12 protein-coding genes are annotated in these 15,806 nt (G+C 60.1%); 4 read left to right on the forward strand and 8 right to left on the reverse strand.

What is annotated here, in order from left to right; all coding sequences use genetic code 11:
• Positions 1-72: 72 nt before the first annotated feature.
• Together Enr13x_RS33400 and Enr13x_RS33405 are read right to left on the reverse strand one after the other, a co-directional pair.
• The gene (locus tag Enr13x_RS33400) at positions 73-2,259 is read right to left on the reverse strand and encodes a serine/threonine-protein kinase (protein WP_145391201.1); all 2,187 of its coding nucleotides are present in this window, start codon (positions 2,257-2,259) and stop codon (positions 73-75) included.
• A 125-nt stretch (positions 2,260-2,384) separates the two neighbouring features.
• Positions 2,385-3,023: a sigma-70 family RNA polymerase sigma factor gene (locus Enr13x_RS33405; protein WP_145391202.1), complete on the reverse strand. Its 639-nt coding sequence runs from the start codon at positions 3,021-3,023 to the stop codon at positions 2,385-2,387.
• Positions 3,024-3,170: 147 nt separating this feature from the next.
• Here Enr13x_RS33405 and Enr13x_RS33410 point away from each other — a divergent pair, with 147 nt between their 5' ends.
• Positions 3,171-4,073, forward strand: coding sequence for a TlpA disulfide reductase family protein (locus tag Enr13x_RS33410; protein ID WP_145391203.1), 903 nt, complete (start codon positions 3,171-3,173; stop codon positions 4,071-4,073).
• Positions 4,074-4,081: 8 nt separating this feature from the next.
• Here Enr13x_RS33410 and Enr13x_RS33415 read toward each other — a convergent pair whose 3' ends face one another.
• Positions 4,082-4,897, reverse strand: a complete 816-nt coding sequence (locus Enr13x_RS33415; protein WP_145391204.1) for a hypothetical protein — start codon at positions 4,895-4,897, stop codon at positions 4,082-4,084.
• On the reverse strand, positions 4,894-7,203 hold the full coding sequence (locus Enr13x_RS33420) for a vWA domain-containing protein (protein WP_197455544.1): 2,310 nt from the start codon (positions 7,201-7,203) through the stop codon (positions 4,894-4,896). Before Enr13x_RS33420 ends, Enr13x_RS33415 begins: the two co-directional genes overlap by 4 nt.
• Positions 7,204-7,592: 389 nt before the next feature.
• On the opposite strand from Enr13x_RS33420, the gene Enr13x_RS33430 reads away from it, so the two are divergent.
• From Enr13x_RS33430 to Enr13x_RS33440, 3 genes are read left to right on the forward strand one after another with little or no spacing between them, the layout of a single operon-like run.
• Positions 7,593-8,198, forward strand: coding sequence for an RNA polymerase sigma factor (locus Enr13x_RS33430; protein ID WP_145391207.1), 606 nt, complete (start codon positions 7,593-7,595; stop codon positions 8,196-8,198).
• Entirely contained in the window at positions 8,195-9,703 is a 1,509-nt protein-coding gene (locus Enr13x_RS33435) for a protein kinase domain-containing protein (protein ID WP_145392838.1), read from the forward strand. Before Enr13x_RS33430 ends, Enr13x_RS33435 begins: the two co-directional genes overlap by 4 nt.
• Positions 9,690-11,204, forward strand: coding sequence for a tetratricopeptide repeat protein (locus Enr13x_RS33440; protein WP_197455545.1), 1,515 nt, complete (start codon positions 9,690-9,692; stop codon positions 11,202-11,204). Before Enr13x_RS33435 ends, Enr13x_RS33440 begins: the two co-directional genes overlap by 14 nt.
• A 326-nt stretch (positions 11,205-11,530) precedes the next feature.
• Here the strand turns inward: Enr13x_RS33440 and Enr13x_RS33445 are convergent, their stop codons facing one another.
• Genes Enr13x_RS33445 through Enr13x_RS33460 form a run of 4 tightly spaced genes read right to left on the reverse strand, consistent with a single transcriptional unit; the run spans position 11,531 to position 15,514 of the window.
• Positions 11,531-13,342, reverse strand: a complete 1,812-nt coding sequence (locus Enr13x_RS33445; protein WP_197455546.1) for an asparagine synthetase B family protein — start codon at positions 13,340-13,342, stop codon at positions 11,531-11,533.
• 4 nt (positions 13,343-13,346) lie between these two features.
• On the reverse strand, positions 13,347-13,805 hold the full coding sequence (locus tag Enr13x_RS33450; protein WP_145391210.1) for a tetratricopeptide repeat protein: 459 nt from the start codon (positions 13,803-13,805) through the stop codon (positions 13,347-13,349).
• Between the two features lie 6 nt (positions 13,806-13,811).
• Positions 13,812-14,783 (reverse strand): toprim domain-containing protein, encoded by a 972-nt coding sequence (locus tag Enr13x_RS33455; protein WP_145391211.1) that lies wholly within the window; start codon positions 14,781-14,783, stop codon positions 13,812-13,814.
• Entirely contained in the window at positions 14,780-15,514 is a 735-nt protein-coding gene (locus Enr13x_RS33460; protein ID WP_145391212.1) for a cupin domain-containing protein, read from the reverse strand. Before Enr13x_RS33460 ends, Enr13x_RS33455 begins: the two co-directional genes overlap by 4 nt.
• Positions 15,515-15,806 lie beyond the last annotated feature (292 nt).

The raw sequence follows: 15,806 nt of genomic DNA on the forward strand, positions 1-15,806 counted from the left end.
GCGGTGCTGCCGGGCGATTTGCCTTGATTCGACTGTGACAGGATCAGACAAGGCGGGGGGCGTGTAACGCCCTCATCGCGTTCCGATGTCGAGCGATTCGAAGTAGCGTCGTGCGGCGTGATGAAGATCCAATCCCTGCCATTCGGCGGCACGTTCCCTGGGGATCAGGTCGACGAACAGCCGCGGGGGTTGGTACAGCAGTTCCAGCGTGGTTTGCACCAGAGCCGAGGGCGCGTCTCGACGGGCGACCAAAAAGGCGGTGGTGCCGACCGTCGCCAGCCCCCCATCGGGAATGCCTGCGGTCCGGTAATCCTTTGCGTCGATCGTGATCGTCCGCAGCGTCGGGTGTTGCATGGAGATCGTGATGCCTTGCGGGATCGCGACCAGACGCCAATCGCGCCGCAGCAATTCCGAAACCAGGCCACTGCCACGGCCGACACAGATCAGCGCGACATCGGGTGCGTCCGGCGATTGCAACTGTTCCCAGGCGATGACTTCACGCGGCGCGACGTCGGCGGGAAGTTGCAGCGAATCCAGGATCATGTCCGCGGCGCGGCGCGAACCGCTGCCGATCGGACCGACCGCGATGCGTTGTCCGGCCAGAAACTGCAAGCCGACGGATTCAGGTGGGGCCAAGAGTTCGGGCGCACGGACTAGCAGATGCGCCACTTCATAAAACAATGGTGCAATGACACACAAATCGTCACCGCTGATCGCCGAGGCCTGCATCGGCGCAAGCTGGACCTCTCGGGTGATCAACAGTTGGCGGTTGGCCAGCGACCCTTCGCTGGCGATGACACGCGTCGCCACTGCGGCCGAGCGTTCCAACCGATCGGCGATCGCTTGCGAGACACGGTTGTAGGAGCCTTGTTCCAGCCCACCGGCCAACGCCACCGATTGCGGCATCGCTTCAATGTGACGGCTCCAGAGCATCGCCCCGATGACAAACAGGAACGGCGAGAGGGCCAACAGCAACAGCATCGCGGCCTGGAAACGGCGGTGTCCGGGTGAGGTGCGCACGATCTTGCGACCGATCAAGGCGCCGACCAAGGGGACGCCGGAAACCCAATGCCACGTTTTCAGCAACCGCCCGCGGGGCCGCGCCAGAATCGGTCGGCCTTCCATGAACGCGTCCAGGTCTTCGGCGAGGTCTCCGGCCGATTGAAAGCGTTTGCGAGGTTCCTTTTCCAAACATTTGGCAACAATCGTCTCCAAATCCGTCGGCACGTTGCTGCGAAACGCACGCATCGCCGGCGGCGGCTCGTGCACGACCTGCATCAACGTCTCCACGACCGTGTCGCCGACCAGGGGTGGTCGCCCGGTGACACAGGCAAACAGGATCGCACCGAGTGAATACACGTCGCTTTGCCGCGTGGCCCGATCGCTGTGCCCCCCCGCCTGCTCGGGCGCCATGTAATTGGGCGTCCCCACGGCCGCACCGCTGCCGGTCACGCTGCTGTCGGTGCTCAGATTCTTGGCCAAGCCAAAATCGGTGATGTGAACACGATCCTTTTGATCGATCAGAATATTGGCGGGCTTCATGTCGCGATGCAGCAGATCGTTCTGATGGGCGTGCTCCAATGCCCGCGCGACATCGCGAACGTATCGGGCGGCGTCTTCGATTCTCAGCTCGCCGTCGTTGATCTTGCGTTGCAGATCCGTCCCTTCGATCAACGCCATCGAAAAAAAGTGGTGGCCGGCTTCGTGCCCGAATTGATACACGGGAACGATTCCCGGATGATGCAGCCGGGCGGCGGCCTGGGCTTCGGTATAAAACCGCCGCACATCGTTCTCACAGGCCAGCATTCCGCCGCGAATCATTTTGACCGCCACGGTTCGATTGAGCATGCGTTGGGTCGCACGATAGACCACGCCCATCCCACCGCGGCCGATCACCTCCAACAGTTCATAATCGCCGAGCGTGTAGGGCAGCGTGGGCCCCGGATCGCCTTTCGCACGATGCGCCTCGGGCAGTGTCGCGGCGGGATCGTCCCCGGAATCGTCGGGCCCGGCGACCTTCAAGTCGACGGTGTCCGCGGCCGCGGCGGCTTGCCCGATCTCGCCCGAGTCCGCAACGCTTGCCCCGGTGAAACGATGGATCGCATCGGCCGCGTCCATCAAACTTTTCAGTTCCTCGGCCATCTCGGGAAACTGTGCCAAAAACTCTTCGCGCGATCCGACGGATCCTTCATCACACGAACGCAGGTAGGCTGCGAACGCTTCGTCGATCGGATCATCGGCTTCGGAAGGAACGGGCATGGAATAGTCGGACGAAGGATCAGGGGAAGGGGTGGCGTCTTCACATCGACCAGCATCAGAGGCCGCAATCACCGTGGCGGGGGGCGCGCCCTCCGCGGTCGGCACGGAGCGGGCCGCATGGGGACCTACATGTACGGATTGTTCTTGGGATCAATGATGGTCCGCAGTTTCTGCAACCCTCGTTTTAGCAAGCCAGCGACGGCGGTGTCGGATTTTCCCATCCGCTCGACGATGATTGCCAGCGGCAAACCTTCCATGTAACGCAATCGGATCGCTTCGGCCTGCGTTTCGGGCAATTGATGCAATGCTTCCAACAGGGCGACGGCTGTTTCCTCCTTGATCACCACACCGGAAGGGCTGGTGGTGCTGCCGGGCAATTGGGCGATCCAGGGTGCACCGCCCGAATCGTTTCCCTGCTTGGCATCGGCATTGACTTCTCGACGAATACTCCGCTTTTGCGTCATGACGTGACGCGTCACGGCCGTGGCGACGTTGTTTTTCAACATGCCACGCAACCACGCGGCAAACTCTCCCGGCGAATCGCCACGAAAGGAATGCAGGTCGCGTTTTGCTTCCAAAAACGTGACTTGAACGATGTCCCCCGGATCGACGCGGCGGCGAAGCTGTTCGGACAAATTGCGATGCGCGAGCATCAACAAGTACCCGCGATACTGTTCCAGCAATTGCCCCAACGCCGAATTGTCGCCGGCTTTGGATGCGACCACTAATTCGGTCGTCGACATGTCTCCATCAGTTGCGGTCATCAATCAAATTCTGGACAATGTTGGTGCGCGGCGGATGCGACACAGTTTATCTGAAGAATGGGGGTCCCAAAGCCAACGGAGCCTGTTCGTCGCTGATTTTTCGCCTCTTCACCGTCCTTCCCTACCAAACTTCGGCAGACTTCCACGATGTCCATGCGTCACACCGATCCAAGGCCTTTCCGACACCGGACTCGCAAGCTGTCCCGTGTTCTCGTCGTCTTCGCAGCCGCCCTCTTGGTCGGCTGTGGCGGCAGCGACGCACCAAACGACGCATCAAGCGACAGCCCGTCGCCCGAGCCGGCGTCCGTCGAAGCCGGCGACTCGACCGGCAGCGAAAACGCCGGCGAATCGACCTCCCCCGCGACACCGGCGATGTCAGCAACGCCGGCGGTGCCGGCCGGCGGCAGCGGCATCCAGCTTCCCGATCAAGCGGTCGAAATCGGCGATGAAGCCGGCGCCCCCTCGGGCCAAGCCCAGCCCGAATCCGGCGGACCGACCCAACCGGGGGCCGGCGGCATTGAAATGCCCGATCTCGATCCCGCCCCCCCGTCCGATGATTCGTCCGATGATTCAGCGGCGGATGCAGGGCAAAGCAACAGCGGCGTGGACTTGCAATTCGCGAGCTGGTCGGCGATCGAATCCCACGCCAAATCGACCGGCAAGATCACCGTCGTCGACCTCTGGTCCACCGTTTGTGAACCCTGCGTCAAGGAATTCCCCGGACTCGTCCGGCTCAGCAAATCCATGTCCGACGACGTGGTCTGCATCGGCGTGGCGGTGGACTACGACGGACGAAAATCGCGTCCGCCGGAATACTATTCGGACAAGGTCACCGCCTTCCTGGGTGCAATGGGCGCGGACTTCGAAAACTACCTGTGCAACACGCCGAGCGATGACGTCTTTGCAACCGTCGGAATTCCTTCGATCCCCGCCGTGCTGATTTTTGACGCCGATGGAAAACAGGTCAAACAGTTCGTCGATGCCGGTGACACGGTCGGTTTTTCGTATGAAGCCGACGTCGTTCCGTTTGTCGAAAAACTGGCCGGATGATCCCGCGATCACGGCGCCCCTGACACGCGGTTGACAATGCCCAGCGTGATCACGACGCACCCCGCCTGGGTCCCCAGCAGCACGACGGCCAAGGTGGGATCGGAAGACTGGTCCATTCCCGCTTGGACGGCCCCCCATTGCAAGACGACTGCCAGCAGAAACACCGGTCCGGCAAACGCGAACAGACGTGTGGCAACCACCGACCTCTTCCGCGCCGCCAAAGCGATCACGCACAGCAAAGCGGTGACGCCCACCATCAACCCGACCACCACCATCATGATGCCTTCGTGGACGTTCAAAGAATCGATCGACCACCAACCCCGCCGCTGACCAACTTCGACCACCGCGAACCCGATCGCCGCCATGGTCGTCAACACGATCAGAGATCGGATGGGAAACTGAAACGGAGTGTTTCCCGACTCCAAGGCGACGGCCGACGAAGCTGAGGCATGCCTTCTTTTTTGCTCCATCACCTGGGTCCCCAGCGAACACACGATCGTCTGCACGGTGATGGCGATCGCCCACCATGCGGCGCCGGGTTCACCGAGTCCCCAGTAAAAGACGGTCGAAAGCCCGTACCAACACGTCAGAGCGGCACTCCACGTGATCGCGATTCGGGCGAGCTTGCCTGGCGCAAACATCGTTGCCAGGATCGCCGCTAACGAACACTGACCGAGCATCACGCCGACCGCGATCACCCGGTGAACGTCATCGGACGGCCGCAATACGAACCCCAACGACCAGTAGACAATGACGTGAATCAACAGGGCGCTGCCGAGAACGATTCGCCGGACCCGACGTCTGCGCTGCGGAGATTCGGTCATCGGCGGCGTGTGTCATCCATCAGTCGAATCAGCTCGGCTTCCTGTTTCTCCTCCGCGGCTTTCCATTTGGGCAGCTGATCCAATTGGGTCTTCGCCTGGCGGGTGGCCAACGCATCGGGATAGCGGCTGATGATCGCTTCGAGTTGCTGTCGCTTTTGCTTTAGACCCGCGTAGGCGTTCTCGCTGCCGACTTGCAACAACATTCGTCGGGCGTTCAGTTCGCAATTGATGCGATCCCTGCGCAATTGAGCGAGCAAGGGATCATCCGCGAACCCCATCTCCAATTGCTCATTGATCTCGTCTTTGAGATCAAAATCGCGTTGCATCGATGCGTCTCGTGCGGCGACCAGTTGTTTCATCGTTAAATCACGCAGCGCCGTATCGGCCAGGGATCGCAGGATCTGATCCGATTGCCCCGTCCTCGCCTCGCGTAAGTTCCGAATCGCCGCCGCCATGTCTCCCCGTTCAACCATCTCATTGGACTGACGGAGAATTTGATCACGAATCTGATCGCACATCGTCTGGCAGACCGCAACGGCTTTGGATCGCGGATGGAATCGCTTGACCATTTGCAATCGCGCAAAGGCTTTTTCGGCGGAGTCCCGGTTCAACGTTCCCAGATGATCGGCAATCCGGTCCAAAACGCTTGTCGCCGCAACCGATCCCCGCCAACGCAAGATGGCGTCGCAGGTGGATTCGACGTCGGACGCATCGGCCTCGTGCAATCGTCGCGAGAGCTCTCCGGCGACCTTGTCTTGCAACGACGCGATCACGGACCGTCGGGAATCGGTATGGACCAACGCTTCTAGCAACCCGAATAATTCATCCAAGGGAGGAACACTGACCAGCGAATCCGGTTGACCGATGTCACCATAGGTGTTCTCGAATTCGTCGACCAACAACGTCCCATAGGTCTGTTTCGCGTTGCCGGACACCTGAGACGATCCGAATTGGTGGCTCAATTGCCGCTGACGACTCGCCCTGGCTCTGCCCGGCGGCTGGCCGACCATCGTCTTGGCGTCGGCGATCAACTCGGCCTGCGTTCTTCCGGACGCGTTGACAAACCGGTATTCACCGCCGCTCAGCTCCGCGAGTCGTTTCATGTTTTTGCAGCTGCGGGGATCTTCAAACGCGATCGCGTGGATCGGGATCGCCCCGCCGGAGGCTTGGACGATCGAATAGGCATCACCGCCGGCACTCAACAAACCGCCCCGCTTGTTGGCCTTCGTCTCCGAAAATTCACCGTCGGACAACATGAACACCGCACTCGGTTTCATTCTCAGCGCCGTCCGCAGCGAGGAATTGGGATTGGTCCCGCCACCGGCGCGGATCGTCGCCAACCAAGCGTCCAGCTTGTCTTTATTCTCCGCCGTCGCCTCCATCATCTTCATCAATCGAGTCCCCTGAAACATCGGCGTGCTGGAATTGCTAAACAGCACCACAAAAAACTTCTGGTCCTCCCGCAGTTCACGAACCGATCGCTTCAATTCTTCGATCGCGCGTCGATAGCGAACGCCGTTCATGCTTCCCGAACGATCGACGATGTAAACAAACTCCTGTCCGACCGCTTCGATGCCGAAGAATGAACCGCGTGATCCGCCACTGACATTGCCGGCGGATTGACCGGGCTTGGATTTTAAACCGGAGGGTTTGATGACCGGGCGAGCCACGTTCAGCGAAACATCAACCGGCTCGAGCATCTCCGCTTCCGGTTCCATTTCGTTCAGTAACGAGGAGTCCTCGGCCGCCGTTTCGTCGACCAACATCATCGGGATCGGAATCTCCGGCTGATCCTCGCTGAGCGTCATCACCAAGGTTTGCATCCCGTTGCCCCCGAAGTCCGCCGGAACCACCAGAAACGCAATCAGCAGCACGATCGCGACGTGGACGAGAATCGAGCCGAACCAGCCGGCCGACTTTTGGCGGCCCCCGGTCTCCGCGGCACGCCGCACCGTGTGAATCTGAGCCAGCGTCGGGAAGCGGCGTACGCTGGCATCATCGCTGGCATCATCGCTGGCATCATCGCTGGCATCATCGCTGGCATCATCGCTGGCATCATCGCTGGCATCATCGCTGGCATCATCGCTGGCATCATCGCTGGCATCATCGCTGGCATCATCGCTGGCATCATCGCCGGCAGGCAAGTCGCAGCAGGCGACCGGCGGAGCATCGCGGTAGATCACCGAATCGGCCGCGGCGCGTCGTTCACCGGGAATCGGCGGCGGAAAATTGATCGGCAAGGATTCACGGTCTTCCAAGCCGAGATCAAGTCCGTCGGTCAGCCATCGTTTCCGAGCTGATGCCATTTCGGGTGCCTCGATCCGGTCCTTTGAACAATCAGCAACGTGCGCGCATCCAATCCAACCATCCGTCAACAGCGCAAGTGGCAGCGCCGTGACACGTCCATCGGCAGACGAGTGATAAGATGATGAAGAGATGACCCACGCCCGCCTACGAGCGTTAGCGTGGCGAATCCGAGTGGCGTTGTCAAATCGGACGGCCAGTCTGGAATGTTTCGGCCCTCCAATCGTTCAGCCTTTCCCTCCCGCACCCGATCCAACAGCTAGAAAATAATAAACTGCAAAAATGACCTGACCTGCTGACAGATTTGCTCACCTGGCGTGTGTAGGACGTCTGATGACGCTCCGCTTTGCCCGACGCATCGTGCCGAACTCCCGATTCATTGTCCCGCCGAATGTCTGTTCCCGAAACACGACCGAGCCTGCTGATGCGAATCCGCGATCCCCGTGATCGCCAGGCGTGGCACGAGTTTTCGGACCTGTATCGTCCCGTCGTCTGCCGAATGGCACGCCATCGGGGCATGCAACCGGCCGACGCGGACGATTTGGCTCAGCAAGTTTTGCTGGCAATTTCGCGAGCGATCGAAGGATTTGACCCCGACAACGGGCAAGCAAAATTTCGAACCTGGCTGAAAACGATCGCTCGACGCGCGATCATCAATGCCCTCACCCGCGGCGCGCCCGATCGGGCGATCGGAGGCAGCGACGTCATCGATTTCCTGCATCAACAGCCCGCCGCCGATGATCAAACGTCAACCTTGATGATGCAGTACCGGCGAGAAATCTTTCTCGTCGCCGCCTCACAAATCCGTGAGGAGTTCCATGGCGAGACCTGGCAAGCGTTTTGGTGCAGCGTGGTGCTCGGACAAGATGTTCAACGGGTTGCCGAGACGTTGAATCGCTCCCGCGGAAGTGTCTACACCGCCCGCAGCCGTGTCATGAAACGCCTGAAGGACAAAGTCCAGGAACTCGATCTGCGGCAGGAGCACGACGAATCATGAAAGCACCAAGCACTCCGTGCCGCTTCGATCAACTTGACGCGTTCTTGGCCGGTGAACTCTCCGCCGCGCAAGTGGAACAACTCGAACAGCATCTCGATGCGTGCCCACACTGTGACGAGGAACTGACGCGGCGGACCGCTGACGAATCGTTCTGGGACGATGCCCAAACCTTTCTGAGCGCGGCCGACGATCTGCCATCGGATCACGACACCGATGATCGCCCGCTGCCCACGACATCGGATCCGCACACGTTGAACAGGCCGGGCCAATCCCTCCACCTCGGACAACTGAGCTTTTTGGATCCCACCGACGACCCACGCATGTTGGGGCGTTTCGGCGGCTACGAGATCTCGGGCATCATCGGCCAAGGCGGCATGGGCGTGGTGATGAAGGGCTGGGATGTCTCGTTGGATCGTTTCGTCGCGATCAAGGTTCTGAGCCCCGCCTACGCCGGCCACTCCGCGGCGCGGCAACGCTTTGCCCGGGAAGCACAAGCCGCCGCGGCGATTCTTCACGACAATGTGATCGCCATCTACGGCGTCGACCATTGGAAGGACATGCCCTACCTGGTCATGCCCTACATCAAGGGCGAATCGTTGCAGCAACGCATCGACCGTGCCGCGCCGCTTGCGCTGGAAAACGTTCTCGAGATTTCGCTACAGATCGCGCGAGGGCTGGCTGCGGCACACGACCAGGGCCTGGTTCACCGCGACATCAAACCGGCCAACATCTTGATGCCCGCCAGCGTTTCGCGAGTGATCATCACCGACTTTGGTTTGGCACGCACCGCCGACGATGCCAGCCTGACCCGCAGCGGCGTGCTGGCCGGGACGCCCCAATACATGTCGCCCGAACAGGCCCAGGGTGAAGCCATCGACGGTCGCACCGACCTATTCAGTCTCGGCAGCGTCATCTACGCCATGGCCTGCGGCCGCCCGCCGTTCCGCGCCGAAACACCCTACGGCGTGCTCCGCAAAATCACCGACCAGCCGCATCGCCCGCTTTCCCAGCTTCGCGACGATCTTCCCACCTGGTTGGAATCCATCGTCGATCGACTGCTGCAAAAAGATCCCGCCAAGCGATTTGATGACGCCCATCAGTTGGCCGCACATCTCGAAGAATGCCTCGCGCACGTCCGTCAACCGACGACGACGCTGTTGCCAAAGCTGCAGCCTTCGTCCAAACGCCGGCCAAGCGTGTTGCCGCTCGCCGTGGTGATGGTCGCCCTTGCCCTGGTTGCCCTGGTCGTGGTGGCTCTGGTCATGGTCGGGGACGGTTGGGCGATGAAGCGATTCGAGACCAACGATTCCGGAACACCGCCACCCCAAGTCACCGATCCCGATCCACCACCGTCGGATTTGCTGCCGCCACAGGTCGGCTGGGAGTTCGATGCAACAGCGTTGGATCAATTGGAAACCGAACTCCATCTTCTTCTGCAAGAAACGGCCGACGATCCGTTCGCCGATCCCTCACCAACCTTGGAGCCGTCCAATGAGACGCTTTAATTTGCCAACCGTCGCGTCTGCCCTGCTGGGTATCCTGCTGATGCAAGTCAGCGTTTCGAAACAAGCCCGCGCCGAACTGTTGCCCGCGGACAAACTCGCCTCCTGCCAGTTGCACGTCATCGGGATCTATTCGCCTGAGAGCAGTGCCGATGACCGCGTGTTCGTCGACGTGCAACCCACCGGCAAACCCGTCGTGTTGGTGCTCTCGGGCTACTACGGCGCCCAGTGGAATTTGAACATTGCCCCCGAAGCCGACGTCCGCCAAATCATCATTGCGGGTTACTTTGAACACTCCGTCCGCGGCGTACCGGATCGCGTTCCGACAGAAATGATCACGTACTATCCAAACGCGGACAAAACTCGCAAAGATTTCTTCTGGGCCTATTCATGGCATACCAAGAATGGTCGCGACCTCAAATCACGTCTCAAAGAGCTCACCGGACTGGAGGTCACGACCTTTCAGGGCGAGTATGCCGCAAAGCGGTTTGTCGTGGACGGAATAAACGGTGACGTCGCACAGTTTCTAACCGCTGAACCGCCGCCATCCGCGCCGGCGCGGAATACCAATTCTCTTGAAAAGAAACTGCGAGAAACCGGATCGGCCGCAAAGCTCAAATTGCAAGAACTGGCCAGTCAATTCGGTCAGGGTCACCCCACGGTCAAGCAACTCGAAGAGAACATTGAACTGATCAACAACCAACTCAAACGATTGGGCGCCGCCCCGCTCGGACCTGCCGCCAAACAACCGTCGACTGCCAAACCGTCGACTGCCAAAACCCCGCCGGAAACCGACCCGAACAAAGTGATCGAAGCGTTGGTGCGACAGTCATTCCAGTTGCAGATGGAACTGCAATTGGCACGCGTGGAAAAAGCCGAAGCCGACCTGCAACGCGTCAAACTGCAATTGCAGCAACGGCTTGATTCGGCCGAAGAAATCATCGCCGCCCGCGTGCAGGAATTGATCCACAGCGATGTGGCCAAACCCGAGACGAAGGAACAGGTACCGGCATCCGTGCTCGTCGACGAAGGTTGGAAGGCCTGGCGAACCCACGATACTCGCAAGGCTCTGACCAGCTTTCTCTCGGCGGTCGATCTCGAACCGGAGAACCAATCGGCACGAAACGGCTTGGGCTGGACCTACGTGCATCTGGGGGAATACGAAAAAGCGATCACGGAATTCAAAAAGATCGATCCAGACACGCCGGTTCACGGCGCGGCGCTCAACGGGATCGGCCAAAGTCTACTCGCGCTGGGCAAATTAGATGAAGCCATCCAGGTGTTGCTCGACACGACCGAGCAGACGATCGCCAAGGTTGGCGAAGTTCGCGCCGCCAAGATGGGATTGGCCGCCTGGCACGGTCTGGTCCGCACGTACCTGCAACAGCAAAACTACGAGCAAGCCAAGCAGTGGAGCCGGAGATACCTCAAGCACAATCCCAATGACAAAGGCATGAAGGACATGCTGGAACAAGCCGAATCGGCCAGCGACGTCGAGGATTAGTTGGGCAGCGTCACTTTCATTCAATAACAACTTCATGGAGACTCGTTCCCAGGCTCTGCCTTACGCCGTGAACGATTTATTAGCGGCAGGGCGCAAGCGGGCTGTCGGTTTTGTGAGCCGCGACGCGTAAGCGGCCGGGCATCCAGGCGCCCGCCCGAGGCCTTACGGCCAGCGGCTCACCATTGCCTCGACCAATCCCACTCAATCGACAGCCCGCGAACTCTCCGGCTTGCGCGTTTTTGCCAACAGACCGGAGGGCTCGCGCCCTGCCGCTAACCCAAACACCCCGCTTGGCGTCAACCTAGATGGCATGGGGTAAAGCCAGCCTACCGACCGCCACTCACCCCCGTCCTGTCGCGATCGACCACGACGCGGCGCCAAAGCTCGAACGTCATCAGCATCCACAACCGCATGCCGTAGCGTCCGGCGCCTTCTTCGATGTCGTAACGCAACAGTTGTCGGATTCGATCGGGATCAAACAACTCGGCCTCGCGGACGTGTCGCGACGCCAGCGTTTTTTTGGCCAACCGCCGCATTTCACCGCGGAACCAAAAATGGACCGGGACCCGCATCCCGCTCTTGGGCCGCTCGATCACTTCACGTGGCAAGTCGTCTTCGTAGGCACGCTTGAGCACCCATTTTTCGTCACCGCTGCGGAGCTTCATGCGCGGAGGCATCTGAAAACTCAACCGAATCAATTCCTCGTCGAACAACGGCGCCAGCGGGGTCAGTCCCGACGCGGCCAACATCCGTTCGACTTTGGGAAGAATCAAATGGGCCCCCTTGAGACGAATATTGATGGCCATCAGTTTGTTCAAGAACGAACGGACCGAGGTCTGTTGAAAGAACGGCGCCAAAATCGATTCCAAATCACGTTCGGGATCAATCTGGTCTCGAATCCGCGGGTGCAGCACGCGGGACCATTCTTCGTAAGCCCGTCGATAGGACGCCAGGTACGCCTTTTCACGGAACCCGGGTTCGCGTGGGACGCCGTACCAGTGCTGCATCATCATCGGCAAATTTTTGGGACCGCCGAACAGCGGGTCGCCCCCTTCGCCGTTGAACACATACCGCACATCTTGGCTGACGCGTCGGGCGAGTTCAAAATTCGGCTGCGTGATCGGATCACCGATCGGGTCGTCCAGATGCCAGATCATCTGACGCAGCCGCGGCGCAAACTGCCTGGGATTGACCATGACTTCATGGTGCTCGGTGCCCAGACGGTCTGCGACGCTGCGTGCGAACTGTAACTCGTTGGGATAGTGTTTGCCGAAGTGAATCGCATAGGTCAGCACCCGATGGTTGTGCTGACGGGCGACCTCGGCGGCGACGATGCTGGAATCCAAACCGCCGGACAAGAAGATCCCGACGGGCTCGCCCACAGGCAACCGTCGCGCGACGGCATCGGCGATCACCCGCCGTGACTCAGCCACCCAGTGCGAATGGTCATCCCCGTCACCCCGGCCGTCCCATTCACCGTCCTCAAACGGAAACAGATTCGTCAGGTTGCTGGAACCATCAGCGGAGAGCGTCACTGCGTGACCGGCCGGCAATTCGAAGACATCCTGCAACATCGTCCCGCTACCGGGTACAAAACTGAACGCCAAGTATTGTGCGATCGCCGCCGGACGAATCGCTGCCTGAAACGCCGGTGCGGATGTGATCGCCTTGGGCTCCGATGCGACCAACCAGCGCGACGTTGCGGCCGACGGGTCGGTGTACCGCCCGTAAAAAACCGTCCGCACCCCGGCGCCGATTCTCGCCACGTGCAGCGCGCCGGCGGTCTCGTCAGCAATCGCCACGATCGCCGCTCCCTGCAGACGCGCCAGCGCGGCAACCCCGCGTGCCCGATACTCCGCGATCAAGCCGGACAGCGCGACCGATCCCCCGGGCGACTCCGTTCCGTCTCGGGTCAGGAACCCACAAACCAGCAACGTCACGTCGCCATCGATCAACCCGCGGCGGTCCAGTCGCAGACCGACGGCGTGGTCGTCACTCAGTTGCAATCTTGCCAACGACGCATGGTTTGATTGCAGGAACACCTCGCCGGGTGCTTTCCCACGGTGCATCAGCGTCGCGATCATCGATCGCAACAGCGTCTCCGACGGCGGCCCCGTGAATCCGACCAATGCATCCATGGATTCACTCGGCCCGTTGCCGATCGAGCATGGCTCGCACCGCATGGGCTTCGGCGATGTAGATGCTGCGCGACTGGTTCACGATGTCTTGAAATTGTTGCTCCGCCTGCTGCGTGTTCCCATCGAGCAACTCAATAAACGCCAGTTTGTAGCGTGCCTTGTCGGCCTCGTCCGACTTGGGAAACCGATCGATGGTTTGTTGAAACAGTTGCCGCGCTTGCGGAAGATCCCCCGCCCCCAGCTTGGCTTTGGCGCGCAGGAACCGCGTCCGACTGGAGAGCGCATGACCGGGATGCTGTGTTTCAAATTCCGCCAACACGGATTCGGCCGCGTCGAATTGCCCCTTGATCAACAACTCTCTTCCGCGGTGAAAGGCTTCGCCAGAGGGTTGGTTGTCGCATCCGGTCGTGCAGACCGCCATCAGCATCAGCAACGCGGCGAGGACAGCTGTATTCGTTTTCATCACGGACTACCCAAAACTGGAATTGGAGGATGCGACCGCCTGTTCCCGAGCGTGTTCTTCCAGCAACGCACTCATCGTCATTTCGCTCGCAAAACAGGCGGCCAATCCGGTGGACAGGAACGGCAGCGCCAACACGTCGGCAGGCAGAGTACGCTTGCGATTCGTGGGATCAATCTGCTTGGCCCGTTTGAGACGGTTGAAATCGTCGGGGGAAAATCCCAAGTCGATGATCTTGCGCCCCTGCAGCGGCAAACCAAGCTTTGGAAGCTGCGATTGCATGGTCTGTCCCAGGGCGTCCGCATCGTGAAGCAGATGCACCGGCAAATCAGGCTGCTCTTCCAACACGCGTTTGGCATGTCCGAGCAGGTAATTGGGATAGCCGTTGATGGACAACACCAGCATCGACTGTTCGGCGTGGAGATTGTTGAGAACAAACAGATCCACGAGTTCGTCGCGCTGCACGATCAACAATCGCTGAATCCCATAGTCGTACAAATCCGACTCGGGCGACTGCGGCGGCGGCGACCGCAGCGACGGTGACACGATCAACTTGTCGAGTGGTTTGCCGTCGTTCATCCATCGCTCGATCAATCGCATGAAGCGGTCTCGCGGTAAAATCGACGGACGGCTCAGCAGCGTCGCCAAAAAGATGATCGCCGAGATGAACCATGTCAACGCACCGGCGGGGATGTTATTGGAAGCAATCGCGACCGCTCCGAAAATAAAGAACAACGTTCCCACCAGGATGCCCGGTACCTTTGACACCTTTTGCCGCCGACAATAGGTCCCATAGAGCTGGTTGCGGGTGAAGAACGCCGTGTCATTCTGGCTGGCCGCGCGAACCGCGGCGAGAAAACGTCCGTCCGTCAATCCCTGGGATTGCACATCCTGGGGATTGAAGCTGAATCGATAACCGCAGGAAGCGCACTTCATCCCCGATTTGACCGGTTGGTTGTGCGGGCACTTTGGACATTTCATGATCGTGATTCCGCCGGTGTGCAGGATGCGTCTTGATTCCGCTGCCGCTGGGCCGCCGAAACACCATCGATCACGGTGCGGTTGATCATCGGATGATCACCATGGGTCGGACCGCAATCGCTGTCCGGATGCCAAGCGATGACGAGCAACGAATCATGCGTGGTGTTGAAGCTGTGAATGCCCTCGGGGCGAATCGAAAAAATGTCGCCGGGTTGGAGTGCCAAGTCTTGATTCGGCGACCGACAGACACCTTGGCCGCCCACGATGATTCCGAAACGAACCGTCGGGTGGGTGTGGGCGGTCTGACGCGTGTGTGGTGGAATGTGCAACAGATTCAAACAGGGGTCGCCCTTGACGGCCGGACTGATCAACAAGGTATCGCTGCAGCCGTCGATGTATCGCAAGCGGCCCGTCGCTTCGATCGGGCCGCCCAGTTGAAACAGCCCGCGATAACCGATTCGCGAGGCGACGAACCCGCTGCCAGATCCCTCCAACCGGCATTCCCCCGCCGCACTGAAATACATTCCGGGGGTCAATTGAAAGTCGTGTCCCCCCAATTTCAACACCGCACGACCGCGTTGCACAAACCCGTAATGCGTCGCGTCTGATTGCAGCGTCAACCCTTCATCCTTCCAGCCGTACAGCACCGCCGGGAACGACGAATCCGACAAATCACAAAGTGGCCGCGTCTGTGCGGCAAACAGCGAAACGGCATCCGGCTCGTGATCCATCGGTCTCAGCTTGCATGGGTGCAGAAAAGGGATCGCAAACAGCCAGCAAGGATAACGAAACTCGTCGCTGTTTGTTAGCGGCAGGGCGCGAGCCCTCCGGTCTTTCAAGTTTCCTCAACCGGAAACCGGACGGCGCGGGCCGGCGATTCGGTGAGCCGCGGGCGCGTAAGCGGCCGGGCACTGCGACGCTGCCCGAGGCCTGACGGCCAGCGGCTCACCATTGACTCGACAAATCCCAATAAGACGACAGCCCGCTCGCGCCGTTCCGCTAACTCCCTCATGACGTCCCGTC

Origin of the sequence: Stieleria neptunia, from assembly GCF_007754155.1 — a bacterium.
Classification (GTDB): Bacteria; Planctomycetota; Planctomycetia; order Pirellulales; family Pirellulaceae; genus Stieleria; species Stieleria neptunia.

What these genes read in the sequence shown, in the direction of transcription:
- Enr13x_RS33460 (WP_145391212.1), bottom strand. Translation starts at nt 15,514, where the DNA reads ATGGATCACGAGCCGGATGCCGTTTCGCTGTTTGCCGCACAGACGCGG.
- Enr13x_RS33450 (WP_145391210.1), bottom strand. Translation starts at nt 13,805, where the DNA reads ATGAAAACGAATACAGCTGTCCTCGCCGCGTTGCTGATGCTGATGGCG.
- Enr13x_RS33440 (WP_197455545.1), top strand. Translation starts at nt 9,690, where the DNA reads ATGAGACGCTTTAATTTGCCAACCGTCGCGTCTGCCCTGCTGGGTATC.
- Enr13x_RS33445 (WP_197455546.1), bottom strand. Translation starts at nt 13,342, where the DNA reads ATGGATGCATTGGTCGGATTCACGGGGCCGCCGTCGGAGACGCTGTTG.
- Enr13x_RS33410 (WP_145391203.1), top strand. Translation starts at nt 3,171, where the DNA reads ATGTCCATGCGTCACACCGATCCAAGGCCTTTCCGACACCGGACTCGC.
- Enr13x_RS33430 (WP_145391207.1), top strand. Translation starts at nt 7,593, where the DNA reads ATGTCTGTTCCCGAAACACGACCGAGCCTGCTGATGCGAATCCGCGAT.
- Enr13x_RS33420 (WP_197455544.1), bottom strand. Translation starts at nt 7,203, where the DNA reads ATGGCATCAGCTCGGAAACGATGGCTGACCGACGGACTTGATCTCGGC.
- Enr13x_RS33400 (WP_145391201.1), bottom strand. Translation starts at nt 2,259, where the DNA reads ATGCCCGTTCCTTCCGAAGCCGATGATCCGATCGACGAAGCGTTCGCA.
- Enr13x_RS33435 (WP_145392838.1), top strand. Translation starts at nt 8,195, where the DNA reads ATGAAAGCACCAAGCACTCCGTGCCGCTTCGATCAACTTGACGCGTTC.
- Enr13x_RS33415 (WP_145391204.1), bottom strand. Translation starts at nt 4,897, where the DNA reads ATGACCGAATCTCCGCAGCGCAGACGTCGGGTCCGGCGAATCGTTCTC.
- Enr13x_RS33455 (WP_145391211.1), bottom strand. Translation starts at nt 14,783, where the DNA reads ATGAAATGTCCAAAGTGCCCGCACAACCAACCGGTCAAATCGGGGATG.
- Enr13x_RS33405 (WP_145391202.1), bottom strand. Translation starts at nt 3,023, where the DNA reads ATGACCGCAACTGATGGAGACATGTCGACGACCGAATTAGTGGTCGCA.